The organism is Streptomyces sp. DSM 116795 (assembly GCF_055792905.1).
Map to the genome: position 1 here is coordinate 1,670,358 of NZ_CM147707.1, position 17,120 is coordinate 1,687,477.

At 71.1% G+C, this 17,120-nt stretch carries 14 protein-coding genes; 6 read left to right on the forward strand and 8 right to left on the reverse strand.

Features of this window, described 5'->3' with window-relative positions; translation table 11 throughout:
• The first annotated feature begins 140 nt into the window (after window positions 1-140).
• The 3 genes from ACSMXX_RS07045 (at window position 141) to ACSMXX_RS07055 (ending at window position 2,482) form a co-directional block, all read left to right on the forward strand.
• A complete protein-coding gene (locus tag ACSMXX_RS07045) occupies window positions 141-800 on the forward strand; it encodes a hypothetical protein (RefSeq protein WP_473183182.1) in 660 nt (219 codons plus the stop codon).
• Complete coding sequence (locus ACSMXX_RS07050; protein ID WP_473183183.1) at window positions 797-1,276, forward strand: ferritin-like domain-containing protein; 480 nt, start codon at window positions 797-799, stop codon at window positions 1,274-1,276. Before ACSMXX_RS07045 ends, ACSMXX_RS07050 begins: the two co-directional genes overlap by 4 nt.
• 198 nt (window positions 1,277-1,474) lie before the next feature.
• Entirely contained in the window at window positions 1,475-2,482 is a 1,008-nt protein-coding gene (locus tag ACSMXX_RS07055; protein ID WP_473183184.1) for an aminoglycoside phosphotransferase family protein, read from the forward strand.
• A 53-nt stretch (window positions 2,483-2,535) separates the two neighbouring features.
• Here ACSMXX_RS07055 and ACSMXX_RS07060 read toward each other — a convergent pair whose 3' ends face one another.
• Window positions 2,536-3,945 carry a CitMHS family transporter gene (locus tag ACSMXX_RS07060; protein WP_473183185.1) on the reverse strand — a complete coding sequence of 470 codons (1,410 nt, stop codon included), beginning with the start codon at window positions 3,943-3,945 and terminating at the stop codon, window positions 2,536-2,538.
• A 171-nt stretch (window positions 3,946-4,116) separates the two neighbouring features.
• Between ACSMXX_RS07060 and ACSMXX_RS07065 the strand changes: the two genes are divergently transcribed.
• From ACSMXX_RS07065 to ACSMXX_RS07075, 3 genes are all read left to right on the forward strand, one after another.
• Window positions 4,117-5,040 (forward strand): LysR family transcriptional regulator, encoded by a 924-nt coding sequence (locus tag ACSMXX_RS07065; protein WP_473183186.1) that lies wholly within the window; start codon window positions 4,117-4,119, stop codon window positions 5,038-5,040.
• Window positions 5,041-5,190: 150 nt separating this feature from the next.
• Window positions 5,191-6,408 (forward strand): CaiB/BaiF CoA transferase family protein, encoded by a 1,218-nt coding sequence (locus tag ACSMXX_RS07070; protein ID WP_473183187.1) that lies wholly within the window; start codon window positions 5,191-5,193, stop codon window positions 6,406-6,408.
• Window positions 6,398-7,390, forward strand: coding sequence for an HpcH/HpaI aldolase/citrate lyase family protein (locus ACSMXX_RS07075; protein ID WP_473183188.1), 993 nt, complete (start codon window positions 6,398-6,400; stop codon window positions 7,388-7,390). The genes ACSMXX_RS07070 and ACSMXX_RS07075 overlap by 11 nt, the downstream gene beginning before the upstream one ends.
• 120 nt (window positions 7,391-7,510) lie before the next feature.
• On the opposite strand, the gene ACSMXX_RS07080 is transcribed toward ACSMXX_RS07075, so the two are convergent.
• The 7 genes from ACSMXX_RS07080 to ACSMXX_RS07110 form a co-directional block, all read right to left on the reverse strand.
• Window positions 7,511-9,223 carry a proline--tRNA ligase gene (locus tag ACSMXX_RS07080; protein WP_473183189.1) on the reverse strand — a complete coding sequence of 571 codons (1,713 nt, stop codon included), beginning with the start codon at window positions 9,221-9,223 and terminating at the stop codon, window positions 7,511-7,513.
• A gap of 116 nt (window positions 9,224-9,339) precedes the next feature.
• Window positions 9,340-9,912 (reverse strand): GNAT family N-acetyltransferase, encoded by a 573-nt coding sequence (locus tag ACSMXX_RS07085; RefSeq protein WP_473183190.1) that lies wholly within the window; start codon window positions 9,910-9,912, stop codon window positions 9,340-9,342.
• Between the two features lie 65 nt (window positions 9,913-9,977).
• Window positions 9,978-10,823, reverse strand: coding sequence for a GNAT family N-acetyltransferase (locus ACSMXX_RS07090; protein WP_473183191.1), 846 nt, complete (start codon window positions 10,821-10,823; stop codon window positions 9,978-9,980).
• A gap of 169 nt (window positions 10,824-10,992) precedes the next feature.
• Window positions 10,993-12,156, reverse strand: coding sequence for a flavodoxin-dependent (E)-4-hydroxy-3-methylbut-2-enyl-diphosphate synthase (gene ispG, locus ACSMXX_RS07095; RefSeq protein ID WP_473183192.1), 1,164 nt, complete (start codon window positions 12,154-12,156; stop codon window positions 10,993-10,995).
• 212 nt (window positions 12,157-12,368) lie between these two features.
• Entirely contained in the window at window positions 12,369-13,673 is a 1,305-nt protein-coding gene (locus ACSMXX_RS07100; protein ID WP_473183193.1) for a M50 family metallopeptidase, read from the reverse strand.
• Window positions 13,670-14,920 carry a 1-deoxy-D-xylulose-5-phosphate reductoisomerase gene (gene dxr, locus ACSMXX_RS07105; RefSeq protein WP_473183194.1) on the reverse strand — a complete coding sequence of 417 codons (1,251 nt, stop codon included), beginning with the start codon at window positions 14,918-14,920 and terminating at the stop codon, window positions 13,670-13,672. The genes ACSMXX_RS07100 and dxr overlap by 4 nt, the downstream gene beginning before the upstream one ends.
• A 180-nt stretch (window positions 14,921-15,100) precedes the next feature.
• Window positions 15,101-17,014 (reverse strand): acyl-CoA dehydrogenase family protein, encoded by a 1,914-nt coding sequence (locus ACSMXX_RS07110; protein ID WP_473184671.1) that lies wholly within the window; start codon window positions 17,012-17,014, stop codon window positions 15,101-15,103.
• Between the last annotated feature and the right edge of the window lie 106 nt (window positions 17,015-17,120).

The following is a 17,120-nucleotide window of genomic DNA, read 5'->3' on the forward strand; positions in this document are numbered from 1 at the left end:
ACGTGCGGGTATTCATGGGGCAGTGAGGGTGGCCCGTCGATACGTTCGAATGCGCGCAGGTACCCTCACGGGCGGTGATCACCGCATGCGGTGTCCACCGCAGAGGTCCGAGCGATACGACGCTGATCAGGGAGCCCCCCATGGCGCTCATGCCTCCCCCAGATCCTCCGGCCTGGGGGTGCCCCCAGCCGTCGGCGGGCCCGCGCAGACGGTCGATGGTCGCCGGGACGCTGGGCACTCTGGCTCCGCTCGGGGCGCTGACGACGCTCACCGCGGGCTGCTCGGGGGACGGCGGGAGTGCGGACGCCGAACAGCACGCCGCCTCGGAGAAGCGGCTGCGGCGGGAGGCCGCCCGTCAGAGCCTCGAACTGCTGGCCCGCTACGACGCCACCGCCGACACCCACTCCGGGCTCGCGGACCGGCTGCGTCCGCTGCGCGCGGCGACGATGCGGCACGCCGAGGTCCTCAGCGGCGAGGGCGAGAACAAGGGCGGGGACAGGCACGGGAGCAGGGGCAAGGACGGCGGCGGCGGCAGGGACGAGCTCGGCGGCGCCGAGGGCGGCGGGCAGGACCGCAAGCACGGCAGGCCCCGGGTGCCCGAGGGCGAGAAGGCCGCGCTGACGGAACTGGGCGACGCGGAGCGCCGCACGGCCCGGGCCCGCACCGCGGCGCTGGTGAAGGCGCCGCCGGAGACGGCCCGCGTGCTGGCGTCCCTCGCCGCGGCGGGCGCGGTGCACGCGTATCTGCTCGGGGCGCGGGACGCAGAGGAAGCGCAGGACGGGAAGGACGACGGCGCATGAAGAAGCTGGTCGACGCCGTGCAGGCAGCCCTCGCCGCGGAGCACGCGACCGTCTACGGCTACGGCGTCGTCGGCGGCCGCATCGAATCGTCGCGTCAGGACGAGGCGCGCAGCGCCTACGACGTCCACCGCGCCCGCCGGGACGTGCTGCGGCGAGAGATCCGCGATCTGGGCGGCGAACCGGAACCCGCCGCCGCCGCGTACGCGCTGCCGTTCGCCGTGCCGGACAGCGCCGCTGCGGTGCGGCTCGCGGCGGAACTGGAGGACCGGCTGGCCGGGGTGTACGGGGATCTCGTACGGGCGAGCGAGGGCGCCCGGAGGCGGGAGGCCGCGTCGGCACTGAGCGAGGCGGCGGTCCGGTCGGCGCGGTGGCGGGGCAGCAGCGTAGCCTTCCCTGGTCTCTCCGAGCGCTCCGCCTCCGACGGCCCGGCGCCGTCGGGGTCGCCCGCGCACGGTGGGATGTCCGGTTCGCTCTGACGTTCCCCACGCCCGGCGTACCGGCACTCGGCACGATTCGCAGCACCGCACTGCGCAACACCGGGCGATGCAGGGCACCGCACCGCTTCGCCCGGCACCGCACGACACCGCCCGGTCCGGCACGACACCGCCGGGTTCGCCGGCCGTCCGCCGGCCCCGCCCGTACGCACACCCGTCCGGAAAGGTCCACTTCACCGCATGCCTTCTGCACTGCCTCTCGATCCCCCGCAGCGGCTTGTGCGCACCCTCGGCTCGCAGCACGGGCACGCGGGCGAGCAGATGGGCCGTGCCGGTGAGGAGTGGCTCGCAAAGCTCCCGGCACTGCTGGAGCAAGTGCTGGGGAAGTGGGAACTGACGCCGGAACGGGTGGTCTCACCCGGGGGCCGCAGCAGTCTGGTGGCGCTCGTGCGGCAGGCGGACGGGGCTCCCGCGGCACTGAAGCTGCTCGCTCCGTACGTCTCCGGGGCGCGGGAGCGCACCGAGCGGGAGCGTACGGCCCTCGCGCACTGGAACGGCCACGGTGCGGTGCGGCTGCTGCGCTCCGACGACGCCGCAGGTGCGCTGCTGCTGGAGCGGCTGCACGGCGAGATGTCGCTGCGGTCGCTCCCGGAGGCGAAGGCGATGCTGGAGGCCGCGTCCGCCGTACGGCGGTTGTGGGTCGCCCCGGAGCCGGACGGCGCGGGCACGGCGGCGGCCGAGGGGCCGGCTGCTGGAACGGCCGCGGGGGCAGGCGGCCTCGGCACCGTAGCCGGGCACACCGCCGCGAGCAGCGCGTTCCTGCGTTCCTCCGCGACGCCGGAGGAGGTGCGGCCGATTCGGGACGAGGCACTGGAGCTGCGGGACGGGCTGCTGGCCGATCCGCCCGAAGAGGTGCTGCTGCACGGCGACTTCAGACAGGGGGCGGTCCTGGCCGCCGACGCCGGACGTGTGCCGTGGCTCGCGACGGGCCCGGACCCGCTGCTGGGCGAGCGCACATACGACCTGGCCCGGCTCGTACGCGACCGGCTGCACGATCTGCTCGCCTCCCCCGGCGCGGCCTCGGCGACCCGGCGGCGGCTGCACAAGCTCGCCGACTCCCTGGAGGTGGACCGCGAGCGGCTGCGGGGCTGGTCGCTCTACCGCGCGGTCGAGTCCGGCGTACGGCACATCAACAGCGGAAACCGGGAGGACGGGGAGCTGCTGCTGGAGTTCGCCGGCTGGCTCTGACCCGGCGGCACGTCCGGGACCGGCCCGGAACCCGGACGCGGAGGCGGACGCATTCAGAGCGGGACGACGCCGGTCAGCACCGCGGCGGCGGTCATCACCAAAGTGGTCCCGAACGCCCAGCCGAAGATGAAGCGCTGGTGCTCGCCGAGCTGTATGCCTGTCATGCCGACGAGGATGAAGGTGGAGGCGGTGAGAGGGCTGAGGGGGAAGCCCGTCGTCATCTGGCCGAGTATCGCGGCCCGTGCGATCTCGGCCCGTTCGGTGCCGAATCCTTGAGCGGTCTCGGAGAGCACCGGCAGTACACCGAAGTAGTAGGCGTCGGGGGTCAGGGCGAGACTCAGCGGCATGCCCGTGACGGCCACGATCCCGGGGAGGTGGCCGCCCAGCGACGCGGGGATGACGGAGACGAGGGCCTTCGCCATCTCGTCGATCATCTTGGTCTCGGTGAGGACTCCGGTGAGAACGCCCGCGGCGAAGATCATGGTGGTGACCAGGACGACGTTCTTGCCGTGCCTGTCCAGCAGCGCCTGCTGGTCCTCCCACCGGGGGTGGTTGACGAGCAGTGCGACCGCGAAGCCGATGATGAAGAGGACTTCGAGCGGCATCAGTTGCAGGACGAGGCTGACGAGCAGAGCGAGTGTGAGCACCAGGTTGAAGACGGTCAGCCAGGTTCGGGGACGCCCGGCGACCGCGAGTTGCCCCTGACCTCGGCTGTTCCCGTCCTCGTCTCCGTCCTCGGCGGTCCGGGCCGGAGGCTCCGCCCCCTGCTCCCCGTCGTCGGCGGAACCCGCAGCCGAAGCCGAACCGGTGTGGGCGACGGCTGCCGCGCCCGCCGGCACGGCGTCCAGGTTGCCGAGCCGGTTCCGCTCCCGACGCCCGATCACGTATGTGGCGACCAGCACCCATGCGATGCCGCACCCCATGGCCGGGAGTACGGGCAGGAAGACCTCCGAGGTGTCGAGCTTCAGCGCCGCAGCCGCCCGTACGGTCGGACCGCCCCAGGGGATCATGTTCATCACGCCGGCGCCCAGGCAGATGATTCCGCTCAGCACCAGGGGCCGCATGCCCAGCTTCTGGTAGACGGGCAGCAGGGCGGAGACGGTGATCAGGAATGTGGAGGCGCCGTCGCCGTCCAGGGCGACGCACATCGTCAGGACGGCCGTGCCCATGCATATGCGCAGCGGGTCCCGGCGGCCGAAGCGAAGGATGCCGCGTATGAGGGGATCGAAGAGCCCGGCGTCCACCATCAGGCTGAAGTAGAGGTAGGCGAAGGCGATCATGATGCCGGTGGGCGCCACGGTCGTCAGACCCTCGAGGATCATCTCGCCGAGCCGGTCCGCGAAGCCTCCGGCGAGCGCGGCGAGCACCGGAAGCAGCACCAGTGCGACGAGCACGGACAGCCGCCTCGTCATGGTGAGCAGAAGGAAGAGACCGATCGTGGTGAAGCCGAGTGCTGCCAGCATGATCTCTCGCTCTCCTGTTCCCGGGCCTTGCGGCGGGCGACGCACGTTCCAGGGGCGTCGCGTTGCCGGAGAGTTTCGGAGCCGGATCGAATGGGTGTCCAGCATTGAACCGGGATCCACTCATGCGATCTGCGCATCAGTTCCGCCTTGCTGCGCCTATGCTCGCCGCTCATGGATGCCACCCTGCGCCAGCTCTCCGCGTACGCCGCCGTCGCACGGGCGGCGAGCTTCACGGCCGCCGCGTCGCAGTTGCACGTGTCGCAGTCGTCGCTGAGCAGGGCGGTCGCCGACCTGGAGCGGGTGCTCGGCGCCCAGCTGCTGGAGCGCGACACCCGCAACGTGCAGCTGACCGCAGCCGGCACCGAGGCGCTGCGGATCGCGGACCAGATCCTGGGCGCGCACCGCGCGGGAATGAAGGAACTGGAGCGCTTCCTGCTCGGCGAATCGGGGACCGTCGCCGTGGCCACGCTGCCCTCGGTCGCCGCCGTGCTGCTGCCGCGGGTGATCTCGGAGTTCCGCAGGCTGCGGCCGCACGCAGCCGTACGGATCATGGACGGTCCGGAGCGCTCGGTGCTGGACCAGGTGTCCTCCGGCGACGCGGACTTCGCCATCACGACGGCGGGCGAGCCCTCGGCCCAGCTGGAGCATCTGCCGCTGGTGCGCGACCGGTTCGTCGCGGTGCTGCCGAGCGGTCACGAGCTGGCGGGGCGGGACGAGGTGGCCTGGGAGGACCTGGCACGGCATCCGTATCTCGCGGTCGGCGAGGACTCCAGCGTGCGGCGGCTCGCCGACGCCACGTTCGCGCAGATCGACGCCCGGGTGCCGCCCGCGGCCGAGGCCGCGAGCGTGGCGACGGTCGGCGGGCTGGTGGCCGCCGGGCTCGGGGTGTCCGCGATGCCCGCACTCGTGCTGCCGCTGCTGGGAACCGGAGACTTCGTCTCCGCGCCGCTCGTCCGTCCCGTGGTCCACCGCCGGCTCGACGTCGTGATGAGGGCGAGGCGGACCGTACCGCTCGCGGCCCGGGGTTTCCTCGACACGCTGGACGCGCTGCGCGAGGAGGGCGGAAGCCTCCCGGAGGGCGTCACGTGGGCATGACGCCGGGGCCGTATGCGTACGGAAGCTCATGCGAAAAGCGCATCGATTGATCGTCCTTTCTTGCTGGACAGGCATTTCTCCGCTCGGAGAGGCTGATCCGGAAGACGGCCGGAAGACGCCGTGACCGACCGCCGAGCGAGGAGCGCCCCTGTGACCGACGACCACCACGACGCCGGGCGCCGGGGGCAGCTGTGCGACCTGAAGGTCGTCGAGTTCGCCCATGTCGTCGCCGGCCCGCTGGCGGGCTCGATGCTGGCGGACCAGGGGGCGGACGTCGTACACGTCGAGCCTCCCGGCGCCGGCGACGCCGCCCGCGCCATGGGCCCGCGACGCGACGGCACCCCGCTGTGGTTCAAGGTCGCCTGCCGCAACAAGCGCTCCGTCACCCTCGATCTGCACCGGGGCGAGGGACGCACGCTCGCGCACCGCCTCGTCGCCTGGGCGGACGTCGTGATCGTCACGCTGCGGGCCGGACGCCTGCGCGAATGGGGACTCGACTGGGAGTCGGTGCACCGGCTGAACCCCCGGGCCGTGCTGCTTCAGATATCCGGGTACGGGGCGACCTCCTCGCTGGCCGACAGCCCCGGCTTTGGGAAGATGGGCGAGGCGCGCAGCGGAGTCGTCCATCTGACCGGCTTCCCGGACGGCCCGCCGGTGCACACCGGCTTCTCCCACGGGGACGCCGTGAACGGGCTGATGGGCGCCTACGCGGTCCTCGCCGCCCTCCACCGCCGCGAACGTGACCCGGACTTCGACGGCGAGTGGATCGACATGGCCCTCTTCGAACCGCTCTTCCGGCTGGTCGAATGGCAGGTCATCGTGCACGACCAGCTGGGCACCGTGCCCGAACGGTCCGGCAACCAGCTCGCCGTCGCGCCCGCCGCCGTGATCAACACCTACCGTTCCGCGGACGCCGAGTGGATCACGGTCACCTCCGCGACTGTCCGTTCCGTACGCAACGTCGCCCGCCTTCTCGGCCTGGACGAGGCGGAGTTCGCCACTTCCGAGGCGCAGCAGGCGGGCCGCGAACGGCTCGACGCGGGACTGCGGGAGTGGGTCGCGCGGCGCTCGGCACAGGAGTGTCTGGAGCTGTTCGCGCAGAACGAGGTGGTCGCCTCCCGCGTCTTCGACGCGGCGGACATCGCGGCCGACCCCGTCTACGAGGAGCGGGAGGACATCGTGACCGTCGAGGACCCGGACCTGGGTCCCGTACGGATGCAGGCCGTCATCCCGCACTTCCGGCAGAACCCGGGGCAGGTGTGGCGGACCGGACCCGCGCTCGGCCAGGACAACCGGCTCGTCTACCATCACTGGCTCGGTATCGGTGACGAGAAGCTCGCGGAACTGGAGCAGCAAGGTGTCGTCTGAGTCCGGCAGGCCGTCCCGTCCCGGGCGGGCTCCGCTTCGCTCACTGCTGTTCGTGCCCGGTACGAAGACGGAGTGGCTGTCCAAGGCCGAAGCGTCCGGCGCCGACGCGGCGATCCTCGACTTGGAGGACGCCGTCGCGGAGCAGGACAAGCGGGCCGCCCGCGATCACGTCGTCGAGGCACTCGCCCGCCACGCAGCCGACGCCGGCGCCCGGGACGCCGGCGGCTCCGGTGCCGGTGCCGCCGACGGCGACGACGACGGCGGCGACGACGACGACATGGCCCTCTTCGTACGGATCAACTCACTCGACGCCTGGTCCGCCGTCGAGGAGCTCCGCGCCGTCGCACGCCCCGGCCTCGCCGGGCTCGTCCTGCCGAAGGTGCGGTCCGAGCAGGAGGTACGGACCGCCGACCGGCTGCTGGCCTGGTCCGAGCGCGAGCAGGGACTGCCGGTCGGCAGCATCGCCCTGGTGCCGCTGCTGGAGACGGCTCAGGCGCTACGCAACGCGCACGACATCACCGCCGCGGCCTCCCGCACCGACTACACGGGCGCCCTGACCGCGCCCGGCGGCGACGTCGAACGCGCGCTGGGCTACCGCTGGAGTCCCAGAAGCAACGAGACCCACGCGCTGCGCTCCCGCGTCCTGCTGGACGTACGGGCCGCCGGCGCCGAACACCCCGTCAGCGGTCTGTGGACGCACATCGACGATCTCGCGGGGCTGCGCCGGTTCGCCGAGCAGAACCGTTCCCTCGGCTATGCGGGCATGATGGCGGTCCACCCCTCGCACGTCCCCGTGATCAATGAGGTGTTCTCCCCCGACGCCGGCGAACTCGCCCGCGCCGAGCGCCTGATCGCCGCCGTACGGGAGGCGCAGGCACAGGGCGCGGGCGCCGTGACCTTCGAGGGGCAGATGGTGGACGAGGCCATGGCGGCCAACGCCCAGCAGATCCTCAGGCGTTACCGGCGACGCGGGGCATCCTGACCGTCAGGCGGTCAAGGCCCAGCGGTCCAAGGCGCTGTCAAGGGCCGGTCGTTCCGGGGCCGAGCTTTTGCGGGCCCGGAACGCTCGGACACCCAGACGCCTGACGCCTGACGCCAGGCGTCAGGCGCCGGCCGAGAGCCGGGCGACCGCGTCCGCCACCGACAGCTCCTCGCGCTCGCCGCTGCGGCGGTCCTTCAGCTCGACCAGCCCGTCCTTGGCGCCCCGGCCCACGATCAGGATCGAGGGCACGCCGATCAGCTCGGCATCGGTGAACTTCACGCCGGGAGAGACGCCCGCACGGTCGTCCACGATCACGCGGACACCCGCGGCGCCGAGCTTCTCCCCGACGTCGACGGCGAGTTCGGTCTGCAGGGCCTTGCCCGCGGCCACGACGTGAACGTCGGCCGGGGCGATCTCCCGGGGCCAGCACAGCCCCTGCTCGTCCGCGGTCTGCTCGGCCAGAGCCGCCACCGCGCGCGTCACGCCGATGCCGTACGAGCCCATGGTCACGCGCACGGGCTTGCCGTCCTGGCCCAGCACGTCCAGTTCGAAGGCGTCGGCGTACTTGCGGCCGAGCTGGAAGATGTGGCCGATTTCGATCGCCCTGTCGAGCACGATGCCCGAACCGCACTGCGGGCAGGGGTCACCGGCCTCCACGACGACCACGTCGAGATAGTCGTCCACGTCGAAGTCGCGGCCGCACACCACGTGACGTGCGTGCTTGTCGGGCTTGTTGGCACCGGTGACCCACTCCGTGCCGGGGGCGACGCGCGGGTCGGCGATGTAGCGGAAGGCCTTGCCTGCCATGCCGTTCTGCGGGCCGACGTAGCCGCGTACGAGGTCGGGCCTGTCGGTGAAGTCGTCGGCTGTGACCAACTCCACCTCGGCGGGGGCGAGATGCTCGGCGAGCTTGCCGAGGTCCACGTCGCGGTTGCCGGGGACGCCGACGGCCGCGATCTCGCCGTCGATCTTCACCAGCAGGTTCTTCAGCGTGGCAGAGGCGGGGACACCCAGGTACTCCGCGAGGGTCTCGATGGTGGGGGTGTCCGGGGTGTCGAGCTCCTCGACCGCGGGGTGGTCCGCGGCCGCGGCGGGCTCGACGACGACCGACAGCGCCTCCGTGTTGGCCGCGAAACCGCAGGAGGGGCACTGCGCGTAGGTGTCCTCGCCCGCGGCCGCCGGCGCGAGGAACTCCTCGGAGGCCGAGCCGCCCATGGCGCCGGAGACCGCGGAGACGATGCGGTAGTCGAGCCCGAGCCGCTCGAAGATGCGCTTGTACGCCTCGCGCTCCCGCGCGTAGGACTCAGCCAGGCCCTCGTCGCTCACGTCGAAGGAGTAGGCGTCCTTCATCGTGAACTCACGCCCGCGCAGGATCCCCGAGCGGGGACGCGCCTCGTCCCGGTACTTGGTCTGGATCTGGTAGAGCGTCACCGGCAGGTCCTTGTAGGACGTGCACTGGTCCTTGACGACCTGGGTGAAGATCTCCTCGTGCGTGGGCCCGAGCAGATAGCCGGCGCCCTTGCGGTCCTCCAGGCGGAAGAGCAGATCGCCGTACTCGGTGTAGCGCCCGGAGATCTCGTAGGGCTCCTTGGGCAGCAGCGCGGGAAGGAGCACTTCCTGGGCGCCGATGGCGTCCATCTCCTCGCGTACGACCCGGGTGACGTTCTCCAGCACCTGCAGGCCCAGCGGCAGCCACGTCCAGATGCCGGCCGCCGCACGGCGCACGTATCCGGCACGCACCAGCAGCTTGTGGCTGACGGTCTCGGCATCGGCCGGGTCGTCGCGCAGTGTCTTCAGCATCGACCGGGACAAACGCTGGACTCGGGCTGCCATGGAATTCTCCGTGCGGTGGGTTGAAAGCAGTCGAAACAACTGGGGAGGAGACTATCCGGCCCCGTGCACGGCACGGAAATGCGATTCCCCCACCCCCGGACGTCTCCCCGCGTCGCTCAGGGGCGGCGCAGCGGCAGCCACGCCCCCATCACGGCGTACGGGCTCGGCGCGCTCGGAAAGTGCACATTGCGGGCCAGATCCCGGTAGCCGAGCCGGTGGTAGAGGGAGCGGGCCGGGCTCTCGGTGTCGATCGCGGAGAGCAGCGAGCGCGGCTCCCCGGCGGCGTCGGTGAGCATGGTGATCAGGCGACGGCCGATGCCGCGCCGCTGGTGCAGCGGGAGCACGTGAAGTTCGGTGATGACGAAGGAGTCGTTCAGCCAGTCCTCGCAGCCGGCCGCGCGCAGATGGCCCGCGACGACGCCGGACCACCACTGCGTGCGGTCGTTGGGCATGCCGTAGACGAAACCGATCAGCCGCCCCTCCGGTGTGCGCGCTCCCAGCGCCCGTGCGCCCGGAGACTTCACGTGGCGCAGCACGATGTGGCGCCGTACCCCGATCTCGTCGTCGCTCAGGCCGAAGGCGACGGCCTGCACGGCGAGTGCGTCGTCCACGTTCGCTTCCAGGTCCAGCGGTGCGATGAAGGGCTCGCGGGGGTCCTGGGGTGGTGGTCCCCCGGCAGAATGCAGCATGCCCGGGAGGCTACTAGCAGTTACGGCCGCGGCGACCCGCCGTGGCGCCGCCACCTGGCGCGGACTCAGAACAGCACGCTCATGAAGGATCCGACCTCGCGGAAGCCCACGCGCCGGTACGCGGCACGTGCCGCGTGGTTGAAGTCGTTGACGTAGAGGCTGACCAGCGGTGCGACCTCGGTGAGCGCGTAGCGCAGCACCGCCGCCATGCCCGATACGGACAGACCCTCGCCGCGCCGCTCGGGGGTGACCCAGACGCCCTGGATCTGGCAGGCGTGGGGCGTGGCCGCGCCGATCTCCGCCTTGAAGACGATCCGGCGGTTCTCGACGCGGGCGAAGGAGCGGCCGGAGCCGACGAGTTCGGCGACCCGGGACTGGTAGACCAGCCCGCCGTCACCGGCGAGCGGCGAGACCCCGACCTCCTCGGTGAACATCTCCACGCAGGCCGGCAGCACGAGTTCCATCTCGTCCTTGCGGATGCGGCGCACCAGCGGATCCGGCCGTACGTCGCGGGGGATCTCTCGCGCGATCATGAGCGGCTGCCGGGGACGGACCTCGCGGGCGGGACCCCAGTGCGGTTCGAGATACGACCACAGGGCGGCCGTGGACTCCGCCGGGCCGACGATCGAGGAGCAGCGGCGCCCCTGCCGCCGTGCCCGTTCGGCGAAGGCCCGCACGGCCTCCGGCTCCGCGCACAGCGGTACGAGGTTGGCTCCGGCGTAGCAGAGGGAGGTGAGTCTCCCCCGCTGGTACCAGCCCCACATCTCGCCGCCGAGGCGCAGCGCGTCGAGGCCGGCGCTGCGCACACGGGAGGCGATGAAGGCGTTGTTGACAGGCTCGCTGTCCAGCACAGCGAAGACGTCGTCGAGTTCGGCCGGCTCGACAACCCTGGTGGAGGTGGTGGTCAACAACGTGTCGGCTGCCTCACCGTGATGTGGCCCCGGGGACGGAAGCGAAGGGGAGCGGGCGCTCTTCCGACTGTACCCCGCACCGGCCGGGCGTACCTCCGGCCCCGTGCCGGGCGGGCAACGGGGCCGGATGCGTACGTACGCGGACGGCTGCGGCGGTGGCGGGGGGCGCTCAGCCGCCGACGGCGACCTGCGGTTCGCCCGATGCGACCCCGTCCGCTTCCATCTTCTCCGCGATCTTCATCGCCTCGTCGATCAGCGTCTCGACGATCTTGGACTCCGGGACGGTCTTGATGACCTCGCCCTTGACGAAGATCTGCCCCTTGCCGTTGCCGGAGGCGACACCGAGATCCGCCTCGCGGGCCTCACCCGGGCCGTTGACGACGCATCCCATGACGGCGACCCGGAGCGGGACCTCCATGCCCTCCAGCCCGGCGGTCACCTCGTCGGCCAGCTTGTAGACGTCCACCTGGGCCCGGCCGCAGGACGGACAGGAGACGATCTCCAGGCGGCGCTGGCGCAGGCCGAGCGACTCCAGGATCGAGATGCCGACCTTGCACTCCTCGGCGGGCGGCGCCGACAGCGAGACTCGGATGGTGTCGCCGATGCCCTCCGACAGCAGGGCGCCGAAGGCGACGGAGGACTTGATCGTGCCCTGGAAGGAGGGGCCCGCCTCGGTGACGCCGAGGTGCAGCGGATAGTCGCACTGCGCGGCGAGCTGCCGGTAGGCGTTGATCATGACGACGGGGTCGTTGTGCTTGACCGAGATCTTGATGTCGCGGAAGCCGTGCTCCTCGAACAGGGAGCACTCCCACAGCGCCGACTCGACGAGCGCCTCCGGGGTGGCCTTCCCGTACTTCTGCAGCAGCCGCTTGTCGAGCGAGCCCGCGTTGACGCCGATACGGATGGGGGTGCCGGCCGAGGAGGCGGCCCGGGCGATCTCCTTGACCTTGTCGTCGAACTGCTTGATGTTGCCCGGGTTGACGCGGACGGCGGCGCAGCCCGCGTCGATCGCTGCGAAGACGTACTTCGGCTGGAAGTGGATGTCGGCGATCACGGGGATCTGCGACTTGGAGGCGATGGTGGCCAGCGCGTCGGCGTCGTCCTGCGTGGGGCAGGCCACTCGCACGATCTGGCAGCCGGACGCGGTGAGCTCGGCGATCTGCTGGAGCGTCGAACCGATGTCGGCCGTGCGGGTCGTGGTCATCGACTGTACGGACACCGGTGCGTCGCCGCCGACAGCCACCGGACCGACCTGGATCTTCCGGCTCTTGCGGCGGTCGGTCAGCTTGGTCGGTACGTCCGGCATTCCGAGCGAAATCGCTGTCGCTGTCATCAGGCGTGCAACCCCAAGGTATGGATCGAGAAGTCCCGATAGATCGACGGGCTCCAGGCCCCGAGATTACGGCACCGTCACCCGTACGAGCACATCCCTCTCCCGGTAACCGGCGGAAGCGTACATACCGGGCCAAAACCCGCCCGGATGACACGGGCCGCCATCTTCCGCCGGGCCCCCCGGGCCAGGCTCGGGCAACCCCTGGCCCCGGCCTATCCCGCGAGTCTCACCGGGTTGACCACGTCGGCGACCAATACGAGCAGCGTGAAGCAGATGAAGATCCCCGCGACGACATACGCGACGGGCATCAGCTTCGCCACGTCGAAGGGACCGGGGTCGGGCCGCCGGAAGACCTTGGCGAAGGCCCGCCGTACGGACTCCCACAGGGCGCCCGCGATGTGGCCGCCGTCCAGGGGCAGCAGCGGCAGCATGTTGAAGAGGAACAGCGACAGGTTGAAGCCCGCGACGAGGAAGAGCATCGTCGCCACCCGCTGCGTCGGCGGGATGTCGAGCGAGAAGACCTCGCCGCCGACCCGGGCCGCGCCGACGACGCCCATCGGGGAGTCCTGCTTGCGCTCGCCCCCGTCGAACGCGGCGTTCCACAGGTCGGGGACCTTGGAGGGAAGCGCGACCAGTGCCTCCACGCCCTGGACCATCATGTCGCTCATCCGGTCGACGGACTGCGGGAAGGTCTGCGGGATCACTCCGCTCGCCGGGGTGAAGCCGAGGAAGCCGGCCGTGACGTACTCGCCCTCGACATAGCCGCCGCGGCCGTCGGACTTGGCGACCTTGTTCGGGATCAGGTCGGCCTGGAGCGTCTTGCGGTCGCCGTCACGCTGCACGGTGATGGTCGCGGGCCCCGTGGTGTCACGAATCGCCTGCTGGAGGGTGCCCCATTCGGTGACGGGCCTGCCGTCGAAGGCGACGATCTTGTCGCCGGGCAGCATGCCGGCCGCCTTGGCCGGCGAGTCCTTGGCGTCGGCCGGGCACTTGTCGGACTTCGCTGACGCCGGGATCACGCACTTGGAGACGGAGGAGACGGTGGTGGTCTGGGTGTTGATGCCGAAGGACATCAGCACGACCAGAAAGATCACGACGGCGAGGATCAGGTTCATGAACGGCCCGGCGAACATGACGATGACGCGCTTCCAGGGCGCCCGCGTGTAGAACAGCCGCTTCTCGTCGCCCGGCTTCAGCTCCTCGAAGGCCGCGGCGCGGGCATCCTCGATCATGCCGCGGAACGGAGAGGTGGAGCGCTGGCGCAGCGTCCCGTCCTCGCCGGGCGGGAACATGCCGATCATGCGGATGTAGCCGCCGAGGGGCACCGCCTTCAGGCCGTACTCCGTGTCCCCCTTGCGACGCGAGAAGATCGTCGGGCCGAAGCCGACCATGTACTGCGGTACACGGATGCCGAACATCTTCGCCGTCGACAGGTGCCCCAGCTCGTGCCAGGCGATGGAGAAGAGCAGACCGACGATGAAGACGATTATGCCCAGAATCGTCATGAAGGTCGTCATGCGCGGGCCTCCGCTGCTGCCGTCGCCAGTTCACGGGCGCGCTTGCGCGCCCAGGTCTCCGCGTCGAGGACATCGTCGAGCGTCAACGCCGCCGCGCGGGGGGTCCCGTGCTCCTCGACCACAGCGGCAACCGTATCCACGATGCCGGGGAACGGCAGCCTTCCGCTCAAGAACGCCTCCACGCACTCCTCGTTCGCGGCGTTGTAGACGGCCGGCGCTGTGCCTCCCGAGCCGCCGACCTGGAAGGCGAGCGGCACGGCGGGGAACGCATCGGCGTCCAGCGGGAAGAAGTCCCAGGACATCGCACGCGACCAGTCGAAGACCGGCCCGGCGTCCGGTACCCGCTCCGGCCATCCGATGCCGAGTGCGATCGGCAGCCGCATGTCAGGCGGGCCGCACTGGGCCATGGTCGAGCCGTCGGCGAACTCCACCATCGAATGCACGGCCGACTGCGGGTGCACGACGACCTCGATCCGCTCGAAGGGGACGTCGTAGAGGAGATGGGCCTCGATGACCTCCAGGCCCTTGTTGACGAGGGTCGCCGAGTTGACGGTGATCACCGGGCCCATGTCCCAGGTCGGGTGTGCCAGCGCCTCCTTGGGCGTGACGTCGGCCAGTTCGGCCTTGCTGCGTCCGCGGAACGGGCCCCCCGAGGCGGTGACCAGCAGCTTGCGCACCTCCGCGTGCGTGCCGCTCATCAGGGCCTGGAAGAGCGCGGAGTGCTCGGAGTCCACGGGGACGATCTGGCCGGGGGCGGCCAGCGCCCGCACCAGCGGACCGCCGACGATCAGCGACTCCTTGTTCGCCAGGGCCAGCATCCGGCCCGCCTCCAGCGCCGCGAGGGTCGGCGCCAGGCCGATGGAGCCCGTGATGCCGTTGAGCACCGTGTGACACTCGCTCGCCGCCAGTTCGGTCGCCGCGTCCGGCCCGGCGAGCACCTCGGGAATCGGCTCCCCCGGCCCGTACTCGGCGCGCAGGGCCTGGCGCAGCAGCCCGACCTTGTCCTCACGGGCGACGGCGACGGTCCGCACCTGAAGCCGGTGCGCCTGCCCGGCCAGCAGCTCCAGCCGGCCGCCCGCGGCGGACAGTCCGGTGACCCGGAACCGGCCGGGGTTGGCCAGTACGACATCGACTGCCTGGGTGCCGATGGAGCCGGTCGATCCGAGGATCACGATGTCGCGCGGCCCTTCCGGCACACTCGGCGGGCCGGCGGACCGCAGGTGCGGATCAGCGAGGGATTCGGTCATGAACCCATTCTGACGGCTACTCGGACCGCCGCGTCCACCGGCTCCGCCCCGGCGCCCGCCAGACGCGCATGCGGCCGCCGCGGGCGCCCGGCGTGTGATTCCGCGCCGGGCGCCCACCCCCTCCCGCGCCGGACCTGCCGGTCCGTCGGGTGGCGAAGGCTCGTCAGGGTGCGCCAGGCGTCAGGTGATGCGCCTGTGCACGTTCTTCTTCGTCGAAGGCCCGGGTACGGCGTCCGAGATCCACGGCCCCTCGGACGAGGGGTCGATGACGCCCTCCTCCAGCCAGGTGTACGCACCGTCGAGGATGCCGCTGACGACCTTGCGGTCCAGGTCGTCGGTGTTGTGCCAGAGCCGCTCGAACAGTTCCTCCACGCGCACCTTCGACTGCCTGCAGAAGACGTCGGCCAGCTGGTACGGGGCCCTGCCGTCGGGCCCGCTGCTCAGGGCGTCGCGGCGCAGCTTCTCCGCCCGTACGCACGCCGCGCTCATCGCGAACAGCTCCGCACCGATGTCGACGATGCGCCCCAGGAATCCCTGCTTGGTCTCCATGCGTCCCTGCCACCGCGACATGGCGTAGAACGTGGAGCGGGCGAGCTTGCGCGAGGTGCGCTCCACGTAGCGCAGATGCACGGCCAGTTCGCCGAAGTCGGCGTACGTCCCCGGCAACTGGCCGGGGCCCGCGACGAGTTTGGGCAGCCAGCGTGCGTAGAAGCCGCCCGCGGCCATGGCGGCGCGGCCCTTGTCGGAGAGCGTCTTGTCCGGGTCGATCAGATCGCCCGCCACCGCCAGGTGGGCGTCGACGGCCTCACGGGCGATGAGGAGATGCATGATCTCCGTCGAGCCTTCGAAGATGCGGTTGATGCGCAGATCGCGCAGCAACTGCTCGGCCGGTACGCCGCGTTCGCCACGCGCCGCGAGCGACTCGGCGGTCTCGTAGCCCCGTCCGCCGCGGATCTGCACCAGTTCGTCGGCCATGATCCAGGCCATCTCGCTGCCGTACAGCTTGGCCAGCGCGGCCTCGATACGGATGTCGTTGCGCTCTTCGTCGGCCATCTGGCTGGAGAGGTCGAGGACGGCCTCCAGCGCGAAGGTCGTCGCGGCGATGAAGGACATCTTGCTGCCGACGGCCTCGTGCTTGGCGACCGGACGGCCCCACTGCACCCGTGCCTCGCCCCACTCGCGGGCGACCTTGAGACACCACTTGCCGGCGCCGACGCAGGTGGCCGGCAGCGAGAGCCGCCCGGTGTTGAGGGTGGTGAGCGCGATCTTGAGCCCGTCGCCCTCCTTGCCGATGCGGTTCGCCGCCGGGACTCGGACCTGATGGAGGCGGGTGACGCCGTTCTCCAGGCCGCGCAGTCCCATGAAGGTGTTGCGGTTCTCGACGGTGATGCCCTCGGAGCCGCCCTCGACGACGAAGGCCGTGATGCCGCCCTTGCGGCCGTCGGACTTCGGCACTCGGGCCATGACGACGAGCAGGTCGGCGACGACGCCGTTGGTCGTCCACAGCTTCACGCCGTCGAGGACGTAGTCGTCGCCGTCCGGGACCGCCGTGGTCGCCAGCCGTGCCGGGTCCGAGCCGACGTCGGGCTCCGTGAGCAGGAACGCGGAGATGTCGGTACGGGCGCAGCGCGGCAGGAAGGTGTCCTTCTGCTCCTGCGTGCCGAACATCTTCAGCGGCTGCGGCACCCCGATCGACTGGTGGGCGGAGAGCAGCGCTCCGACCGCGGGGCTGGCGCTGCTGATCATGGCCAGCGCCTTGTTGTAGTAGACCTGCGTGAGGCCGAGACCGCCGTATTCGGGGCCGACCTTCATGCCGAGTGCACCGATGTCCTTGAGCCCCGTGACGACCTCGTCGGGGATGCGGTCCTCGCGCTCGATCCGGGCGCCGTCGATCGTCGCCTCGCAGAAGTCGCGCAGCTTGGTGAGGAACTCCTCGCCGCGCCGTACGTCCTCGGCGGGAGGTTCGGGGTGGGGGTGGATCAGGTCCAGCCGGAAGCGGCCCAGGAACATTTCCTTGGCGAAGCTGGGCTTGCGCCAGTCCTGTTCGCGTGCGGCCTCGGCTACTTCTCGGGCTTCGCGCTCGGAGACAGTCATCTCACTCATCTCGCCGCGTGGTAGGGACAGGGAACGCCGTGCGGCGCCCTGTGACGGCGCGCACTACCGGCCGGTGCTACTCGCTCGTATGTACCCGATTCATCCG